Annotated in this window: 12 protein-coding genes; 6 read left to right on the plus strand and 6 right to left on the minus strand. The window is 71.2% G+C overall.

Annotated features, from left to right (window positions below):
- Nucleotides 1–17: 17 nt before the first annotated feature.
- The 4 genes from ABFJ78_RS47950 to ABFJ78_RS47965 form a co-directional block, all read right to left on the minus strand.
- Nucleotides 18–1,337: an extracellular catalytic domain type 1 short-chain-length polyhydroxyalkanoate depolymerase gene (locus ABFJ78_RS47950; RefSeq protein ID WP_436394219.1), complete on the minus strand. Its 1,320-nt coding sequence runs from the start codon at nucleotides 1,335–1,337 to the stop codon at nucleotides 18–20.
- Nucleotides 1,334–4,195: a PQQ-dependent sugar dehydrogenase gene (locus ABFJ78_RS47955; protein WP_436394220.1), complete on the minus strand. Its 2,862-nt coding sequence runs from the start codon at nucleotides 4,193–4,195 to the stop codon at nucleotides 1,334–1,336. Before ABFJ78_RS47955 ends, ABFJ78_RS47950 begins: the two co-directional genes overlap by 4 nt.
- A gap of 35 nt (nucleotides 4,196–4,230) precedes the next feature.
- On the minus strand, nucleotides 4,231–5,403 hold the full coding sequence (locus ABFJ78_RS47960) for a ThuA domain-containing protein (protein WP_436394221.1): 1,173 nt from the start codon (nucleotides 5,401–5,403) through the stop codon (nucleotides 4,231–4,233).
- A gap of 236 nt (nucleotides 5,404–5,639) precedes the next feature.
- A complete protein-coding gene (locus tag ABFJ78_RS47965; protein ID WP_436394222.1) occupies nucleotides 5,640–6,380 on the minus strand; it encodes a FadR/GntR family transcriptional regulator in 741 nt (246 codons plus the stop codon).
- A gap of 204 nt (nucleotides 6,381–6,584) precedes the next feature.
- Between ABFJ78_RS47965 and ABFJ78_RS47970 the strand changes: the two genes are divergently transcribed.
- Nucleotides 6,585–7,667 (plus strand): RICIN domain-containing protein, encoded by a 1,083-nt coding sequence (locus ABFJ78_RS47970; RefSeq protein ID WP_436394223.1) that lies wholly within the window; start codon nucleotides 6,585–6,587, stop codon nucleotides 7,665–7,667.
- A gap of 18 nt (nucleotides 7,668–7,685) precedes the next feature.
- Here the strand turns inward: ABFJ78_RS47970 and ABFJ78_RS47975 are convergent, their stop codons facing one another.
- Nucleotides 7,686–9,488 carry an amino acid adenylation domain-containing protein gene (locus ABFJ78_RS47975; RefSeq protein WP_436394225.1) on the minus strand — a complete coding sequence of 601 codons (1,803 nt, stop codon included), beginning with the start codon at nucleotides 9,486–9,488 and terminating at the stop codon, nucleotides 7,686–7,688.
- On the opposite strand from ABFJ78_RS47975, the gene ABFJ78_RS47980 reads away from it, so the two are divergent.
- A complete protein-coding gene (locus ABFJ78_RS47980; protein WP_436394227.1) occupies nucleotides 9,439–10,197 on the plus strand; it encodes an SDR family oxidoreductase in 759 nt (252 codons plus the stop codon). The genes ABFJ78_RS47975 and ABFJ78_RS47980 overlap by 50 nt on opposite strands.
- A 116-nt stretch (nucleotides 10,198–10,313) precedes the next feature.
- On the plus strand, nucleotides 10,314–13,448 hold the full coding sequence (locus tag ABFJ78_RS47985; RefSeq protein ID WP_436394229.1) for a PA14 domain-containing protein: 3,135 nt from the start codon (nucleotides 10,314–10,316) through the stop codon (nucleotides 13,446–13,448).
- Between the two features lie 67 nt (nucleotides 13,449–13,515).
- Here ABFJ78_RS47985 and ABFJ78_RS47990 read toward each other — a convergent pair whose 3' ends face one another.
- Nucleotides 13,516–14,373 carry a helix-turn-helix domain-containing protein gene (locus ABFJ78_RS47990; protein ID WP_436394230.1) on the minus strand — a complete coding sequence of 286 codons (858 nt, stop codon included), beginning with the start codon at nucleotides 14,371–14,373 and terminating at the stop codon, nucleotides 13,516–13,518.
- A 149-nt stretch (nucleotides 14,374–14,522) separates the two neighbouring features.
- Between ABFJ78_RS47990 and ABFJ78_RS47995 the strand changes: the two genes are divergently transcribed.
- From ABFJ78_RS47995 to ABFJ78_RS48005, 3 genes are read left to right on the plus strand one after another with little or no spacing between them, the layout of a single operon-like run.
- Nucleotides 14,523–15,011: an SRPBCC family protein gene (locus ABFJ78_RS47995; RefSeq protein ID WP_436394231.1), complete on the plus strand. Its 489-nt coding sequence runs from the start codon at nucleotides 14,523–14,525 to the stop codon at nucleotides 15,009–15,011.
- Between the two features lie 31 nt (nucleotides 15,012–15,042).
- Entirely contained in the window at nucleotides 15,043–15,951 is a 909-nt protein-coding gene (locus ABFJ78_RS48000) for an MBL fold metallo-hydrolase (RefSeq protein WP_436394232.1), read from the plus strand.
- An 11-nt stretch (nucleotides 15,952–15,962) separates the two neighbouring features.
- Nucleotides 15,963–17,291 (plus strand): carboxylesterase/lipase family protein, encoded by a 1,329-nt coding sequence (locus ABFJ78_RS48005; RefSeq protein ID WP_436394234.1) that lies wholly within the window; start codon nucleotides 15,963–15,965, stop codon nucleotides 17,289–17,291.
- The last annotated feature ends 90 nt before the right edge of the window (nucleotides 17,292–17,381 follow it).

A 17,381-nucleotide genomic window follows, 5' to 3' on the forward strand; every position in this document is an offset into this window, starting at 1 on the left:
GGAGCTCCTTCCAGTGGTCAGTTCCGGGTCCATTGCTGGGTGGTGGCGTGGGTGCAGGTCCCGAGCCGGACGGCGGTGCCGTTCCCGGTCGCGCCCGCGAGTTCCAGGCAGAGCCCCGACTGCGTCGCGGTGATCGAGCCGTCGGAGCCGATCCGCCACTTCTGGTTGGCCCCGCCGTGGCACGCCCAGATGATCGCGGCGGTGCCGGGCGTGGTCCCGGCGCCCTCGGCGTCCAGGCAGCGCAGCGAGCCACCGGAATAGACGGTCAGCTCGCCGGCCGCCGTGGCCGTCCACGTCTGGTTCGCGCCGCCGTGGCAGTCCCAGACCTGCAAGCGCGTGCCCTGGGTGGTCGACTGGCCCGGCACGTCCAGGCACCGGCCCGCGGCCGCCGAACGCACCGGCGCACCGGTGGTCCCGCTCCCGCCGCTATCCAGCCCCAGGAAGGAAATGGCGTACGCGAGCATTCCCGGCTGCGGCAGGGTATGGCCGGTGCCGGCGATCGTGATGCCCTCGACGGGTGCCTGGGTACCGGTACCGCCGTAGCGGTTCCGCGTCCACGACGACTGCGGGTGGTCGGTGGCGGACGGCGTCTGGCCCAGCCCGCGCAGCGCGGTCCACTGCTTGATCTCTTCGCCGTAGTTCGGGTAGGCCAAGGTGGTGTCCTGGTTGCCGTGCCACAGCTGCATCCGCGGGTAGGTGCCGGTGTAGCCGGGGTACATGGCGTGCGCCTGGTCGGCCCACTGCTGCGCGGACTTGACGACGTTCCCGCCCGCGCACTGGCTGTTCCAGAGCGAGCCGTCGGTGGTCGCGAAGCACCCGGCGGGCACGCCGGAGAACGCGGCACCGGCGGAGAAGACGTCGGGGTACTCCGCGGCCAGGACGTTCGTCATCATGGCGCCGGAGGAGAAGCCGCTGACGACGATCCGGCCCGGGTCCACGTCGTAGTGCTGGCGGGTCCAGGCCACCATCGCCATGATGCCGGTGGTGTCGCTGCCGCCGTCGCGGGTCAGGCCCGCTTTCGTGGACACGTCGAAGCAGTGGCCGTCCCGGGTCGCCTCGGGCACGAGGATGAGGTAGCCGTAGCGGTCGGCCGCCGTCGCGTAGTCGTGCCCGTTGCCGTTGAAGATCGCGCTCGCCGACCCGCTGCAGTAGTGCACCAGCACGAGCAGGGCCGGCTTGGGCGCCACGTTGTCCGGCACGTACAGGTACATGCCGAGGTTGGTGGGGTTGGCGCCGAACCCGGTGACGCGGGTCAACGCGGCGGCCGCGGCCGGCGGGGCGACCGCGAACACCACCGCGAGCGGCAAGAGGAGGAGGAAGGCGAGCAGACGTTTCACCGCAGGCTCCATTGCTGGTTGGCCTGGCCCCCGCAGGACCAGAGGATGATCTTCGTGCCGTTGGCCGTGCCTTGGGCGTTCGCGTCGACGCACAGCCCGGACTGGACGCCGGTGATCGTGCCGTTGCTGTTGACGTTCCACTGCTGGTTCACCTGGTTGTGGCAGTCCCAGATGATCACCTGCGTGCCGTTGGCCGTGCCCTGGCCGGACGCGTCCAGGCACTTGTTCCCGTAGACCACCAGCTGCTTCGTGCTGGAGTACGTCCACTGCTGGTTGGCGGCCTGGCCGCAGTCCCGCAGCTGCACCTGGGTCCCGTTGGCCGTCGAGGAGTTCGGTACCTCCACGCACCGGCCGGAGGGCGTCCCCACGATCTGCTTGCCCGACGGCGTCGTGCCGGGCTGACCGACGCCGGAGCCGGTGAAGTGGACCCAGTTGACGTTGAACAGGTAGGCGGCCCCGCTCTGGCCGGCGGGGTTGCGGGCCACGAAGTAGAGCTTCCCGGTGCCGGTGGGCGGGTTCGTCAGGCTGACCGCGAAGTCCTGCCAGTTCTGCCAGCCGCCGGTGCCGGTGATCGGCACCGAGGCGACCAGGACACCGTCCGGCGCGTTGCGGCGCACCTCGAGCGTCCCGCCGGAGCCGCCCGAGGACGCCCGGACGTGCAGGCCGGTGGTGTTGTCCAGGGCGATCGGGTCGACCGACCACCAGTCGCCGTCCTGGACGAACGCCGCGCTGCTGCCGCCGCCCAGCGGGTCGGTGGCCGTTTCCACGGTGACGCCCGCGGTGTCCGTGCCCTTCCCGTCGGCGGTCCGGCCGGTGGCGGTGAAGAACTCGGCCTGCTTCATCTTGGGCTGCAGGACCACCTGCGCGCGGCCGGTGAGCGGGCCGGCTCCCCCGGCTCCGCCCTTGTCGGTGTAGGACGCTTCGACGACGTAGAAGATGTTGTCGTTTTCGCTGTGCCCCGAGGAAAGCGTGGTCCGCACCCGGGCGGTGCAGCCGTGGTACTGGTCGAGCGGGTGCCCGTGCTCGTCGTGACCGAGGTAGGCCTGGACGGTCACCTGCGAGCAGTCGATCGTCCCGTCTTCCGGATCGGTGACCGTGACGGCGAAGTCCACCGTGTCGCCCCAGTCGAACAGCCCGCCGGCCGGTGGGGTGGTGATGGTGACGGCCGGCGCCGTGTTGCCCGCGGTGACGGCGACGCTCGCGGTCCCGGTGGCCCCGGCCGAGTTGGTCACGGTGAGCACGGCGGTGTAGTTGCCGGCGGCGTAGGTGTGGCTCGGGTTCGCCGCGGTCGACGTGGTGCCGTCCCCGAAGTTCCAGCTGTACCGCAACGCCGAGCCGCCCGGGTCGGTCGAACCGGCGCTGGAGAAGTTCACGGTCAGCGGGGCGGGCCCGCTGGTGCGGTCCGCGGCGGCCTTCGCGACCGGCGCGGCCGAGCCGCCGCCGAGGTGGTCGACCCGGACGATGGCCGCGTCGCTGTTGCCGCCGCCGTACCCGGTGCCCCACTCGACGACGTAGAGCGCGCCGTCCGGGCCGAACTCGAAGTCCATGGGCCGGTTGAACTTCATCGATGGCAGCAGCGAGTCGATCGACGTGACGTTCGTACCGCCGCTGTCGAGCTGGAAGGTGAACATCGAGCTGGTGTTCCACTCGGCGAAGACCGCGCGGCCGTCGAAGTCCACCGGCCACTTGCGGGTGGAGGCGAGGTTCGGGTCGAACCGGTAGACCGGCCCGGCCATCGGCGCGCCGCCGGACAGCTGCGGGAAGTGCGCCGGGTCGGCGGTGTAGTGGTAGTACACCTGGGCCGGGATGGCCGGGGGCAGCTTCGTCAGCCCGGTGTTGTTGGGCGAGCTGTTGGTGGGGCCGCCGGCGCAGTCGAACTGCGCCCCGGACGCGCCGGTGGCGAAGTCGTACCGGTTGTAGGCCAGGTTCGGGCCGACGCAGAACGGCCAGCCGGCGTTGCCGGGCTTGCTGACGACGTCCCACTCCACGGTGTTCTGCGGGCCGCGGGTCGAGCTGGCGTTCGGCGCGTCCGGGCCGTAGTTGGCGACCAGGGGGTAGCCGGTCTTCGGGTCGAGGCCCATCCGGAACGGGTTGCGTTCACCCATCGTGTAGATCTCCGGGCGGGTGTTCGCCGTGCCGGGCGCGAACAGGTTGCCCGAGGGGATCGTGTAGGTCCCGTTGGCCTCGGGGTGGATCCGCAGGACCTTGCCGGACAGGCTGTTCGTGTTGCCCGCGGTGCGTTCGGCGTCCCAGTACGCGCGCCCGGAGCGCTGGTCGAGCGGGCTGTAGCCGTCCGAGGCGAACGGGTTCGTGTTGTCCCCCAGCGACAACCACAGGTTCCCGTTCTTCTTGTCGATGACCAGGCCGGCGCCGTGGTGGCAGCATTCGGCGCGCTGCACCGGCACGTCCAGCACGACCTTCTCGGTCGACTGGTCGATCGTGTCACCGCCGACGGTGAACCGGCTCAGCCGGTCGACGTTGCCGGCGTTGTTCGGCGAGTAGTAGACGTACACCCACTGGTTGGTGGCGAACCCCGGGTCGAGCGCGATGTTCAGGCCGCCGGACTCGTTGGCCGTGAAGACGTTCAAGTGCGTCGAAAGAACCGTGGTGCCGTTGGGTTTGACGACTTTGACGTCACCGAGCCGGTCGATGTAGAAGACCCGTCCGTCCGGCGCGACGTCCAGCGCCATCGGGTTGCCGGTCTCGGTGTGCAGCGTGACCTTCTGGAACTTCGAGTCCGGCGGCAGCGCCGCCGCGGCGGCCGGGTCCGCGGGCGTGGTGAGCACCGGGACCAGGCCGGCGGCCAGGACCGCGGCCACCGCCGGTGCGCCGCGGCGCAGTGCGGGAAATCCGGACATGGCTCTCCTCGGGGCGAAGGGGTGGCGAGGACGGTTCAGCGCAGGGACCACTGCTGGTTGGCCTGCCCGGAGCACGACCACAGGATGATCTTCGTGCCGTTGGCCGTGCCGCGGCCGGACGCGTCCAAGCAGAGGTTCGACTGGACACCGGTGATGGTGTTCGCGCTAACATTCCACTGCTGATTGAGCTGTCCGGTGCAGTCCCAGATGATCACCGGCGTGCCGTTGGCCGTCCCGCGCCCGGACGCGTCCAGGCACTTGGTCCCGTACACCGTCAGCTGCTTGCCCGCGGTGTAGGTCCACGTCTGGTTCGCCTGGCCCGCCACGCAGTCCCGCAGCTGCACCTGCGTCCCGTTCGCCGTCGAGGCGTTCGGCACCTCCACGCACCGGCCCGACTGCGCGCCCACGACCTGCTTGCCCGACGGCGGTGGCGTGCCGGTGACCGAGCAGTCCGCGGGCACCGCCCCGGCCGCGGTGCGGATCCCGCCCAGCAGCAGGTGCAGGAAGTTCGGTTCGCCGAAGCTTTCGGCGGTGTGGCCCATGCCGGTGTACCAGGCGCGGCCGCCGTCGAAGTCGTGGCACCACGTCGTGGGGTGGTCCGCGCCCATCGTGGCGCCCGAGTAGCTGGATTCGTCCACTGTGGTCAGGACGTGGACGGCCGGGCGCGGATTCGCCCGGAAGTCGTACCACTCGTCGAACCGGCTGTACTGCGCCGGCAACCCCTGCGTGGACGGGTGGTTCGCGTCTTCGACCTTCACGAGCGCGTTCTGCTGCGCGGGGTGCTGCTTGAAGTAGGCGCCGACGAGCTGGCCGTACCAGGCCCAGTCGTACCCGCTGTCGGAGGCGGCGTGGATGCCGGCGAACCCGCCGCCGCGCTCGATGTACCGCCGGAAGGCGTCCTTCCCGGCCTGCGTACCGACCGGGTCGCCGGTCGTGGACAGGAAGACCACGGCGGCGTACGGGGCCAGGCCGGCGTCGGTGAACACCGAGTCGTCCTCGGTGGCGTCGACCGCGAAGTCGTTCTGCTGCCCCAGTTGCCGGATCGCGGCGATCCCGGCCGGGATGGAGTCGTGCCGGAAACCGGTGGTCTTGGAGAACACCAGGACCTTGAAGGCCGCCGCGGGCGCGGCGGACACGGGTGTCGCGACCCCCAGGAGCAACACGGCGAGCAGAAGAGCCGCGCGCAGAGTACGAGACAGCGTCGTCACGGGTACTCCTCTTCAGGAGCGCAAGGAGCGCGCGGGGTGCGCGCTGCGAAACCGCCCGGTTACCGACCGAACGGGCAAGAGCCAAGATAGGAGCCGCCGGCGGCAAAGGTCAATCCACCGTGAAAATTACCCACGCACAACGGATCCCGCACAGCACCGGAGCCTGTGAGTCCACAAAGGACGAACTCACCGTGAACCGCCCGGAGTCGTTTCCGGGTGGTGCACAGCGAGTTTCGTCAGCCGAAGATGCGGCGCTGGATCTCGCGGCGGTAGTCCTCCCGGGTGTTGTCGAGGTGGACGGCGACCGCGTCGGCCGCCGCGTCCGGGTCGCCGTCGCGGATCGCCCGGAAGATCGCGGCGTGCTCCTCGATCGCGCCCGCCGCGTGCCCGCCGACCGTGCCGGACATCCCGATGATGTTCGACTGGCGTTGCAGACGTCGGGCCTCGCGCACGGCCGCCACGAGGAACTGGTTGTGCGACGCGGTGGCGATCCCGAGGTGGAAGTCGTCGTCACCGCGCTCGAACAGCGCGGTCCGGCCGGTCAGGTGCCCGTCGCGGCACGTCTCGGCGGCGGCCTCGATCGCGCGCAGCTGCGACGGAGTGGCGTTGACCGCCGCCAGCCGGCCGGCGGCGGTCTCCTGCACCCGGCGGAACTCGAAGAGCATGTAGACGTGGTCGAGGTCGGCGGGCAGGAAGAACCCGCCCCAGCGGGAAGCGCCGAGCATGCCCTCGTCGTCGGACACATACAGCCCACGTCCCTTGTGCGCGCGTACCCGGCCGATCGCCGAGAGGATCTTGACGGCCTCCCGCACCACGGTCCGGCTGGTCCCCATCCGCGCCGCCAGCTCGACCTCGGTCGGCATCCGGTCGCCGGGTCGCAGCTCCAGTTCGGCGATGAGCCGCAGGAGCTGCTCGGCCACCAGTTCGTAGCCGGGCCGGTACGGGGCCGGCGGTGCGGTCTCCTCGTCGCTGGTCACCCGATGAGTATGACTCAGTGGCGCCGGCCAGTGACTGTACCTCGCGACCCCGTTACCGAGTCAACAGCCGCGGAGCCGGGATGAAACTTACATGCGTTCCCGCAGGTGGAAAGTCGAGCGACGCGAAGCCGGTACGCATCATCCGGCGTGGCGGGGACCATGGCCTGGCATGAGTCACACACATCGCGTCCTCAGGGGAGAACCATGAGAATCCGGCTCATCGCGGCCGCCACGGCCCTGTTCCTGAGCGCGTTGCTCCCGGGCACCCCGGCGGCCGCCGATTCCAACGGCGGGGTCCGGGTCATGCCGCTGGGCGACTCCATCACCGAAGGCACGCAAGTCCCCGGCGGGTACCGGATCGGGCTGTGGCAACGCCTGAGCGCGGGCGGCTACCGGGTCGACTTCACCGGCTCGCAGTACAACGGCCCGGCCGCCCTCGGCGACCACGACCACGAGGGCCACCCGGGCTGGCGCATCGACCAGATCGACGCGAACATCGTCACCTGGCTGCGGAACACCGGCTCGCACACCGTCCTGCTGCACATCGGCACGAACGACGTCCTGCAGAACTACGACGTCGGCCGCGCGCCGGCCCGGCTGTCCGGGCTGATCGACCACATCACCGCGACGGCACCGGACGCCGAGGTCTTCGTCGCGACGATCATCCCGCTCGCCAACTCCGGCCAGGAGTCCGCGGCCCGCACGTTCAACTCCGCGATCCCCGGCATCGTGCAGAGCAACCAGAACGCGGGAAAGCACGTGCACCTGGTGGACATGCACTCGGCGCTGACCACCGCCGACCTGATCGACGGCGTCCACCCCACGGCCACGGGCTACGACAAGATGGCCGCCACCTGGTTCCGCGCGCTGCAGTCGGTACCGGGGAGCATCGGCACCCCGGGGACATCCACGGCACAGCAGATCGTCGGCGCGCAGTCGGGCCGGTGCGTGGACGCGGCGAGCGCGGCCAACGGCACCCAGGTGCGGCTGCAGGACTGCGGCGGCCAGGCCGGCCAGGCGTGGACCCGCACGGGCCAGCAGCTGACGGTCGGCGGGACGAAGTGCCTGGACGCATCGGGCCACGGAACGGCCAACGGAACCCCGGTGATCGTCTGGGACTGCCACGGCCAGACCAACCAGCAGTGGACGGTTTCGGCGAACGGCACGATCGTCGGGGTCCAATCAGGACTGTGCCTCGACGCGTACGGCCAGGGCACGGCCAACGGAACCCAGTTGGTCCTGTGGACGTGCAGCGGGCAGGCGAACCAGCAGTGGACGCTGCGCTAGCAGAGCCGGACGACGACGTCACCCGCCGGGCGTAGGCAGCTCGCGGCGGTTGAGCTTCCCGTTGGGCAGCAACGGCATCCGGTCGAGGACGAGCACCCGGTGCGGGACCAGGTGCGCCGGCAACCGCCCGGCGAGCGCGGACCGCAGGTGCCCGGCGTCGGCGGGACCCACGACGTAGCCGATCACCCGCCCGTCGCGCAGCGCGGCGGCGGCGCGCACGACCCCCGGCTCCCGCAGCAGCGCGTCCTCGATCGCGCCGAGCTCCACCCGCCGGCCCCGCTGCTCGATCTGGTCGGTGCCGCGCCCCAGGTAGTCGAGGTTGCCGTCGGCGCGGGCCCGCACGACGTCGCCGGTGCGGTACATCCGCGCACCGGCGACGAACGGGTCGGCGACGAACAGCGACGCGGTCAAGGCGGGCCGCTCGCGGTACCCGCGGGCCACGCCCGCGCCGCCGATGTAGAGCTCGCCGATCCCGCCCGGCTCGACCGGCCGGAGCCGATCGTCGAGAACGTAGGCGTGGACGCGGGGTATCGGCGTGCCGAGCGGCACGATCGCGGTGTCGCCGAGCACGTCGACGTCCGGGCGCAGCAGGAGGGANCCGCGGGCCACGCCCGCGCCGCCGATGTAGAGCTCGCCGATCCCGCCCGGCTCGACCGGCCGGAGCCGATCGTCGAGAACGTAGGCGTGGACGCGGGGTATCGGCGTGCCGAGCGGCACGATCGCGGTGTCGCCGAGCACGTCGACGTCCGGGCGCAGCAGGAGGGAGTCCACAGTGGTCTCGGTGAGACCGTAGGCGTTGAGCACCACCGAGTCCGGGTGCAGCCGCCCGGCGAGCTCGCGGAAGTCGGCCGCGGGCCACCCCTCCGAGCCGACCGACATCAGCCGCATGGCGGGCAGCTCACCCGCGCGGCCGAGGGCCTTCGCCTGGGCGGGGACCAGTTCGGTCGCGTCGCCGCCGTGGCGGCGGAACTCGGCGAGCAGCTCGACCGGATCGGCCACCGCCTCGCGGGTCGCGATGACCATCGTCCCGCCGGCGAACACCGAGCGCAGCAAGTCGGCGAAGAAGAGGTCGACGCCGATCCCGATGACGGAAACGAAGGTCAGCGGTTCCTCGCGCAGCCGGAACAGCTCGTCCCACGCCGCGAAGACGTGCTCGAGGTGGCGGTGCTCGACGCCCACCGGCTTGGGCTTGCCGGACGAACCCGAGGTGTACATGACGTAGGCGAGATTCTCGGGCCGGAGCTCGACGTCCGGGGCGTGGCCGGGCTGCCCGGCCACGGCGTCGCGGATCGGTACGTCGTCCGAGACCTCCGTGGTGTTGGTGAGCACGAGCGAGACGCCCGCGTCCGCGTCCATCCAGGCCACGAGGTCGGCCGGGTACACCGGATCGAGCGGCAGGCAGGCCGCCCCGGACTTGAGGACGCCGAGCGCGCCGACCGCCATCTCGAACCCGCGGTCCATCCGCAGTCCCACCAGGTCTTCGGGTCGCAGGCCCCGCCCGGCGACGTACTGGGCGACCCGGTTCGCCTCGCGGTCGAGCTGCGCGAAGGACATGCGCTCGCCGGCGTGGACGAGAGCGGTGGCGTCAGGGGTCTCGGCGACCCTGGCCGCGAAGTGGTCGAGCAAGCGTTCCATGAGTCCCCCCCAAACGGGTCTTGATCCCATCGTGCGCGACCGGCCGCGCTCCCGCACGCTGGAGCGGTGGCTGCCGTTCGGCGCCGCTGTCCAGGGTCGAGGCCGCGCAGTCCGCGCGGTGGCGGGAGGAGAGAGAGTGCGCATCGCCGTGGCCGGAGCGGACGAGCTGGTCGGCCCGCACGTCATCGAGGCAGCTCGCGGGCGCGGCCACCCGGTGGTGGCGCTGGCCCCCTCGACCGGCGTCGACCTCGCGACCGGAGCCGGGTTGAGCGCCGCTCTGGACGGCGTCGACGTCGTGGTCGACGTCAGCAATTCCCCGTCCCTGGACGAGGATTCGGCCAGGAGGTTCTTCACCGGTGCCGCGGCCAACCTGCAGCGCCTCGGCGCCGAGCGCGGGGTGCGGCACATCGTGACCCTCTCGGTCGTGGGGATCGACGACACCGGTTTCGGCTATTTCCGCGCGAAGGTGGACCACGAGCGCACGGCGGGTTCGGGGCCGGTCCCCGCGACGATCGTGCGCGCGACCCATTTCCACGAGTTCCCCGGGCAGCTGGTGGGCCGCACCCGCGACGGCGGCCACGCCACGGTGTTCGACCTGCGCGTGCAGCCGGTCGCCGCGACGACGGTGGCCGCGGCGCTCGTCGAGGTCGCCGAGGGCCCCGCGCGGGGCCGCACACCGGATATCGCCGGCCCCGAGCCGGCCGAAGTGGTCGACCTCGCCCGCGCCTTCGTCGACCACTTCGACCTGAGGCTGGAGCTGCGGACCGACGACCACACGGTGACCGGCATCGCCGAGAACGGCCTCCTCCCCCAGCCGGGCGCGACCATCCTGGGGCCGAGCTACGCCCAGTGGCTCCACAGTCCCGAGGCCGCCGCCCTCGTCACCGGCGGCTGACCTTCGGCAGTCGGCCGCCGAGATACCGACATTCGGCGGTATCTCGGAGTCCAACTTGTCTGATTGGATCGCCTCGGAGCGTTTTACAACGTTGTAAAAGTGAAAAGGACCCGCCGATGAGAAGAGCCGCTTCCGTCCTCGTCGCCGCGCTGGTGGCGCTGGGCGTGGCATCCGGCACGCCACCCGCAGGTGCCGCGGAGCCCGTCCACGGCTTGAAGGCCGAGTACTTCACGCCGTCGGCACCGGACGCGCACGACTTCGCGAACCTGGCCGGCACCGCGCTCGACGAAGAGGTCGACCATCCGGACCTGACCTCGGTCTTCGGGTTGGTCACCGGGCGCACGGAGCACACGACCGCCCGCTGGACCGGACAGCTCGCCGTGCCGCAGACCGGCGACTACACGTTCTACGCCATCGGCGACAACGGGTTCCGGCTGTTCCTCGACGGCGCGCCGGTGATCGACCACTGGGTCGGCGACTGGGACTCCGAACAGACCAGCGCGCCGGTCACGCTGACCGCCGGCAAGCAGTACGACTTCAAACTGGAGATGTTCCAGGACACCGGCGGCGCCAACATGTTCCTGCGCTGGTCGAGCGCGACCATCGCGAAACAGATCGTGCCGCTCTCGGCGTTCACGCCGCCCGCCGGCTACCAGGTCGTGCCGCGCACGGCGGACGTCGCCAAGGACGGCCGCACCCTCACGGCCGACTTCGACGGCCGGGTCTCGGGGACGAGCGACCTGAAGGACCACCTGCGCATCGAGGTCGACGCGACGCCGATGCCGATCTCGCTCATCACGGCGACCCGCACCCGGGCCACGATCCAGCTGGCCGAAAGAGTGTTGCAGGGCCAGCGAGTCACCCTCTACTACGACGGCGCGGGCTCGCTCGCGGTGAACGGCACGAAGATCGGCAAGACCGGACGCACGGTCGCGAACGCCTCGACCGAACGCCTCCGGACGCCGTGGGGCGAGAACGTCGACACGCGCCACCCGTTGCCGGAGTACCCGCGGCCGCAGCTCGAGCGCGACAAGTGGGTCAACCTCAACGGCCCGTGGGAGTTCTCGGCCGCCAAGGAAGGTCAGCAGCCGGCGTTCGGCAAGCGGCTGCCCGAAAAGGTGATCGTGCCCTACCCGATCGAGTCGCAGCTCTCCGGGCTCGAACGGCACGAGGACCACATGTTCTACCGCCGCACGGTCACCGTGCCGCACGACTGGAAGATCGGCGGCGGGCAGCGCCTCAAGCTCAACTTCGGCGCGGTCGACTACCAGGCCAAGGTCTGGGTGAACGGCAAGCTCGTCGCGGAGCACACCGGCGGCTACACGGCGTTCGGCGCCGACATCACCGACGCGCTCAAGCGCGCCGGCGAGCAGGAGATCGTCGTCGCCGTCACCGACACGACCGGCCCGTACCAGCCCAAGGGCAAGCAGTCCGCCAACCCCGGCGGCATCTTCTACACCCCGTCGTCGGGCATCTGGCAGACGGTGTGGCTGGAACCCGTGGCGGACAAGGGCATCGACGAGATCAAGACGACGCCCGACCTCACCACCAGCTCGCTGGCGCTCACCGTCAAGTCCGCGGGCAACGCCACCGTGACGGCGGTCGCCAAGGACGCGCGCGGCCGGCAGGTCGGCACGGTCACCGGACCGGCGAACGCGAACCTCAAGCTGCCGGTGCCGAACCCGCACCTGTGGACGCCGGACGACCCGTACCTGTACCAGCTGGAGATCAAGCTGGGCGGCGACAAGGTCAAGAGCTACTTCGGCATGCGGTCCACCGGCATCACGAACGTCAACGGCACGCCGAAACTGACGCTCAACGGCAAGCCGTTCTTCTCGCTGATGCAGCTGGACCAGGGCTTCTACCCGGACGGCCTGAACACCGCGCCGAGCGACGACGCCCTCGTCTTCGACCTGAAGGCGCAGAAGGACCTCGGCTTCAACGCCGTCCGCAAGCACATCAAGGTCGAGCCCGCCCGCTGGTACTACCACGCGGACCAGCTCGGATTGCTGGTGTGGCAGGACTTCGTGTCCGTCGAGGACGGCAACAACCCCGCGGCGCAGCAGGCGTGGCTCAGCCAGGGCCTGGAAGAGATGCACCAGCTGCAGAACTACCCGTCCGTCTACGCCTGGATCGTGTTCAACGAGGGCTGGGGCGAGTGGGACAAGGCCGCGACCGGCCGGATCACCGACCAGGTCAAGGCCGCCGACCCGAGCCGGATCGTCAACGCCCACAGCGGGGTGAACTGCTGCGCCTCCAAGGGTGACTCGGGCGCGGGCGACGTCATCGACCACCACGACTACAACAACACCGACCCGGCCCGCTCGGACGGCAAGCGTGTCGCGATGGACGGCGAGCACGGCGGCTTCACGCTGCGCACACCGGGTCACCAGTGGCCGGGTGCGCCGATCGCGATCTACAGCGGCGTGCAGGACAAAGCGGCGCTGACGGCGAAGTACGTGGACAACACCCGCACGTTCTACCTCGGGCAAGCCCGAGCTGAGCTGTCGGCGTCGGTCTACACGCAGGTCACCGACCTGGAAGGCGAGCTCAACGGGCTCTGGACCTACGACCGCAAGCGCATCAAGGTCGATCCGGGTCCCGTCCGCGAGATCAACCGGCGCGTGATCGAGGCCGGGGCCAACGCGGGCAAGCCTTACCCGTACGCGGGCAAGGGCGAGTGGAACCTCGACGAGCGCGGGGGAACGACCGCGAAGGACTCGAGCGGCGGTCACAACCCGCTGACGCTGACCCCGACCGGTGTGGCGTTCAAGGACGGCGCGCTGCAGTTCTCCGGTGGCTCCGCCGACACCTACGGCCCGGTCGTCGACACGACCGGTGACTACACCGTGTCCGCGAAGGTGCGGCTCGACGCGCTGCCCGGCAACTACGCGACCGCGGTGAGCCAGGACGGCCGGGAGCGGGAGAGCCCGTTCTACCTGCAGTACGGGCAGGGCGCGTTCGCGTTCAGCACACCCGGCGGCAACCGGGCCCGGTACGAGGTCGTGCCGGAAATCGGCCGCTGGTACGAACTCACGGGTGTGCGCGCCGGCAACGAGATCCGGCTCTACGTGGACGGCGTGAAGGTCGCGACGGCCCCAGCCGGACCGGCGCTCGCCGGCACCGGCGCGTTCACGGTCGGGCGCGCCAAGTACGACGGCCGCAACGTCGACTTCTGGAGCGGCGCGGTCGACGAGGTCGGCGTGGTCGGCAAGGCGTTGACGGACGCGGAGGTCGCTCAGCGCTCCTGAGGCCGGGATCCCTGCGGGGTGGGACTGCTGTGTACAGCGGTCCCACCCCGCAGGCGCGCGTAGCGGGTCACCGGGTGTCGCGCACGGCGCGGGCGAGCAGGACGAGAGCCGACTGCGACGGCGATCCGGGTTCACTGGTGGCGACGACGAGCGTCTGCTCGGCCGCGTGCGCGGGAGTCATGGCCTGCTGGTGGACCACGACGTCGCCGACCAGGGGATGCCGCATGGCGTACTCGGTGGCTGTGCAGGCCTTGACCCGGTGGTCGGCCCACAGCGCGGCGAATTCGGGGCTCTTCGTGACGAGTTCCCCGATCAACGCGTTGAGCAGCTGATCGTCGCCGTGGCGGCCGGCGGTCAGGCGCAGGTTGCCGACGACCGCCTTCGCCTTCGCGGTCCACTGTGGATAGAGATCGCGGGTGTGCGCGTCGAGGAAGACCAGGCGTGTCATGTTGGGCCGGTCGGCGGGCCGGGCGGGCGCGTCGAAGTCGAGGTGGCCGGCGAAGAACGCGTGGCCCAGCCGGTTCCACGCGAGGACGTCGGTCCGCCGCCCCAGCACGATCGCCGGGACGTCGCCCAGCCCGGCCAGCAGCTGCTTCGTCGCCTCGTGCACCCGCTCGGCCGGAGGGCGCTTCACGCTTCGGCGGCGCCCGGGCCGGGCGAGCACCCGCAGGTGTTCGTGCTCGTCGGTGTCCAGGCGCAGCGCCCGGGCGATGTTGTCGAGCACCTCGTCGGAGGCGTTCGCCGACTGGCCCTGCTCGAGCCGGATGTAGTAGGACGCGCTGACGCCGGCCAGGCTCGCGACCTCTTCCCGGCGCAGCCCGGGCACCCGCCGGCGCTCGCCGTAGGTCTCCAGCCCGATGTCGTCCGGCCGCACCCGCGCGCGCATCGCCTGCAGGTATTCGGCCAGCTGCCCTTGATCAGCCATGGCCCCAGTATGCGTCACGGGCGGTGCCCGCAACCTGACCCTGCCGGGGGTAGGAAACCCCGGGTCTGGCTCGGCCCGGACCGGGCCGGTGAACCTGGACGAAGCCGCCGCGGGGCGGCTCACGAGAGAAGTCCAGGAGATCCCCCACCATGACCACGAGCGTTCTCGACCCGGCGGCGTTCACCTTCACCCGCCGGGTTTGGGTGCCGGCTTCGCCGCAGGAGGTCTACGACCTCGTCAGCGACGTCGCACGAATCGGGCTGTGGAGCCCTACCGCGTCCCGGGTGCGCTACGACGACGGCGCCGGACCGGTGCCCGGAGCGTGGTTCGGCGGCCACAACCGCCGCGGTGACCGCGAGTGGGACAGCCGCTCGCAGGTCCTCACCGCCGACCCGCCCGGCGAGTTCTCGTTCGTCGTCGGCGGGATCGACGACGGGATCGTGCGCTGGCGCTGGCTCCTGCGCGACGACCACCCCGGAACGATCGTCGCGCAGGAATGGCGGCTGCTGCGGATGGACCCCGTGCTCGGGACCAGCCACCGGGAAGTCGCGCGGTTACGCGACGAAATGGCCCTCAGCGCCGAGACCACCCTGCTCGGGCTGGCCCGCTGGCTCCACGAACGCACCGCCGCGGTGTGAACCGAAGTCCCCCCGAACCCGAAGGATCGCCATGACCGACCAGATCACCCTGGGCGACGTCACCGTCACCCGGATCACCGAGTACTACGGCTCGGTCGAGATGACCCCCGCCGAGTTCTTCCCCGACAGCTCCGAAGCGTCCTGGCAGGACCGCCGCGACTGGCTGGCCCCGGACTTCTGGGATCCCGAAACGAACGAATGCCGGTCGGCGATCCAGACGTGGCTGCTGCGCAGCGGCGGCCGCACGATCCTCGTCGACACCGGCGTCGGCAACCACAAGGAGCGGCCCTACTCCCCCGTCTGGAGCCACCTCGACACCGGCTTCCTCGGCGCTCTCGCCGCCGCCGGCGTGCGACCCGAAGACGTCGACCTCGTCGTCAACACGCACCTGCACGTCGACCACGTCGGGTGGAACACCCGGTTGGACGGGCGCACCTGGGTGCCGACCTTCCCCAACGCGACCTACCTGATGCCCCGCCGCGACTTCGACTTCTGGAACCCCGCCAACGACCACCGGCCCCGCCTCGGCCGCGGCAACCAGAACGTCTTCGAAGACAGCGTCGCTCCCGTGCACGAAGCCGGGCTGACGCAGCTGTGGGACGGCTCGCACCGAATCGACGCCAACCTGCGGCTGGACCTCGCGCCCGGCCACACCCCGGGATCGTCCGTGCTGCGCCTGGAGTCCGGCGGCGACCGCGCGCTGTTCGTCGGCGACCTCGTGCACACCGCCCTGCAGATCGCCGAGCCGGAAACCAATTCCTGCTTCTGCGAAGACCCCGCCGCCGCCCGAGCCACCCGACGCGACCTGCTCGGCCAGGCCGCCGACACCGGCGCGCTCGTCTTCCCCGCCCACTTCGGCGGCCACGGCGCCGCCCAGGTGAAACGCGACGGCACCCGGTTCGCGATCGCGGACTGGGCCGGCTTCCCCCGCAGTGTCTGAAAGGAATCGCCTTGCCAGCCCAGCAGAATCCCGTCGTGCGGACGCCGGCGGGTGCCGTCCGCGGCGTCCGTGACGCCTTCGGAGAGCGCTACCGCGCCATCCCGTACGCACTGGCGCCCGGCGGCGCGGGCCGTTTCGGCGAGCCGGCACCGCATCCGGGGTGGTCCGGCGTCCGCGACGGGACCGGCCCGGGACCGACCGCGCCCCAGCCGGCCCGGGACTTCGGCCGCCTCGACATGACCCCGTACTTCGGGCCCGGCTGGGTTCGCGGCGCGGACTACCTCACCGTCGACGTCCGCACCCCCGCGGCCGGCCGCGGGCAGCGTCCGGTCATGGTCTTCGTGCACGGCGGCGGGTTCGTCACCGGATCCGCCCGGGCCGCCCTCTACGACGGCCGGGCGTTCGCCCGCGACGGCGTCGTCATCGTGACCGTCCAGTACCGGCTCGGCGTCGCCGGATTCCTGGCGCTCGAAGGCGCCCCGGACAACCGAGGCCTGCTCGATGTCCTCCTGGCGCTGCGGTGGGTCCAGGAAGCCATCCCCTCGTTCGGTGGCGACCCCGGCAACGTCACGGTGTTCGGCCAGTCCGCCGGCGCCACGCTCATCGGCGGTCTCCTCGCCACTCCCCAGGCGAAGGGCCTGTTCCGGCGCGCGATCATGCAGAGCGGCAGCGGCACCGGCGCGTTCACCCCCGAGCAGGCCCATCGGGTCACCACCGCGGCGGCCGCCGCGCTCGGCACCGCGCCGACGGTCGAAGGCTTCGCCGACATTCCGGACGAGCGTTTCCTGGAGGTCCTCCCCGCACTGTCCGGTTTGGACCTCCGCACGGACACCGCGACGGACCCCCTGGTGGGCTTGAGCCCGTTCAGCCTCGTCCTGTCCACGCAGCCCGCCGACGCTCTCACGCCGGATCAGGTCGACCTGCTGGTCGGCACCAACACCGAAGAAGGGCTTCTTTACCTTGTGCCCCAGGGAAAGTCGGACCGCACGACCGAGGCCGAGGTGCTCGGCGACGCGCTGTTCGGGACCGGGACGGCGCGCATGGCCGACGCCCACGCGCGCCTCGCCCCGGGCCGTACGCACGTCTACTCGTTCGGCCACCGCTCCACCGCTTTCGACGGTCGCCTCGGCGCCGCGCACACGGTCGAGCTGCCGTTCGTCTTCGACGTGGCCGACGAACCGTGGCTGCACGGCGAAACCGGCCTGCTCGGCCCCACCCCGGCACCGGAAGACCTCGCGAGGCGCATGCACGGCGCCTGGATCGAATTCGCGACGACAGGCAATCCGGGCTGGCCGGCGCACACGACATCCGACCCGGTGACGCACCGGTTCGGCACCTGACGGCACCGGGCACGCGGCCGCCGGTCGCGACGACGTGGGATGCCGACGCGACCGGCGCAGTCAAGCCCTCCGGCCGGGTCGGCCGACCAC

Origin of the sequence: Amycolatopsis sp. MEPSY49 (genome assembly GCF_051337345.1) — a bacterium.
Classification (GTDB): Bacteria; Actinomycetota; Actinomycetes; order Mycobacteriales; family Pseudonocardiaceae; genus Amycolatopsis.

Bases quoted from the DNA above. Each gene is read 5' to 3' on its own strand.
- ABFJ78_RS47955 (WP_436394220.1), bottom strand. From the start codon at position 4,195: ATGTCCGGATTTCCCGCACTGCGCCGCGGCGCACCGGCGGTGGCCGCG.
- ABFJ78_RS47970 (WP_436394223.1), top strand. From the start codon at position 6,585: ATGAGAATCCGGCTCATCGCGGCCGCCACGGCCCTGTTCCTGAGCGCG.
- ABFJ78_RS47985 (WP_436394229.1), top strand. From the start codon at position 10,314: ATGAGAAGAGCCGCTTCCGTCCTCGTCGCCGCGCTGGTGGCGCTGGGC.
- ABFJ78_RS47990 (WP_436394230.1), bottom strand. From the start codon at position 14,373: ATGGCTGATCAAGGGCAGCTGGCCGAATACCTGCAGGCGATGCGCGCG.
- ABFJ78_RS47995 (WP_436394231.1), top strand. From the start codon at position 14,523: ATGACCACGAGCGTTCTCGACCCGGCGGCGTTCACCTTCACCCGCCGG.
- ABFJ78_RS48000 (WP_436394232.1), top strand. From the start codon at position 15,043: ATGACCGACCAGATCACCCTGGGCGACGTCACCGTCACCCGGATCACC.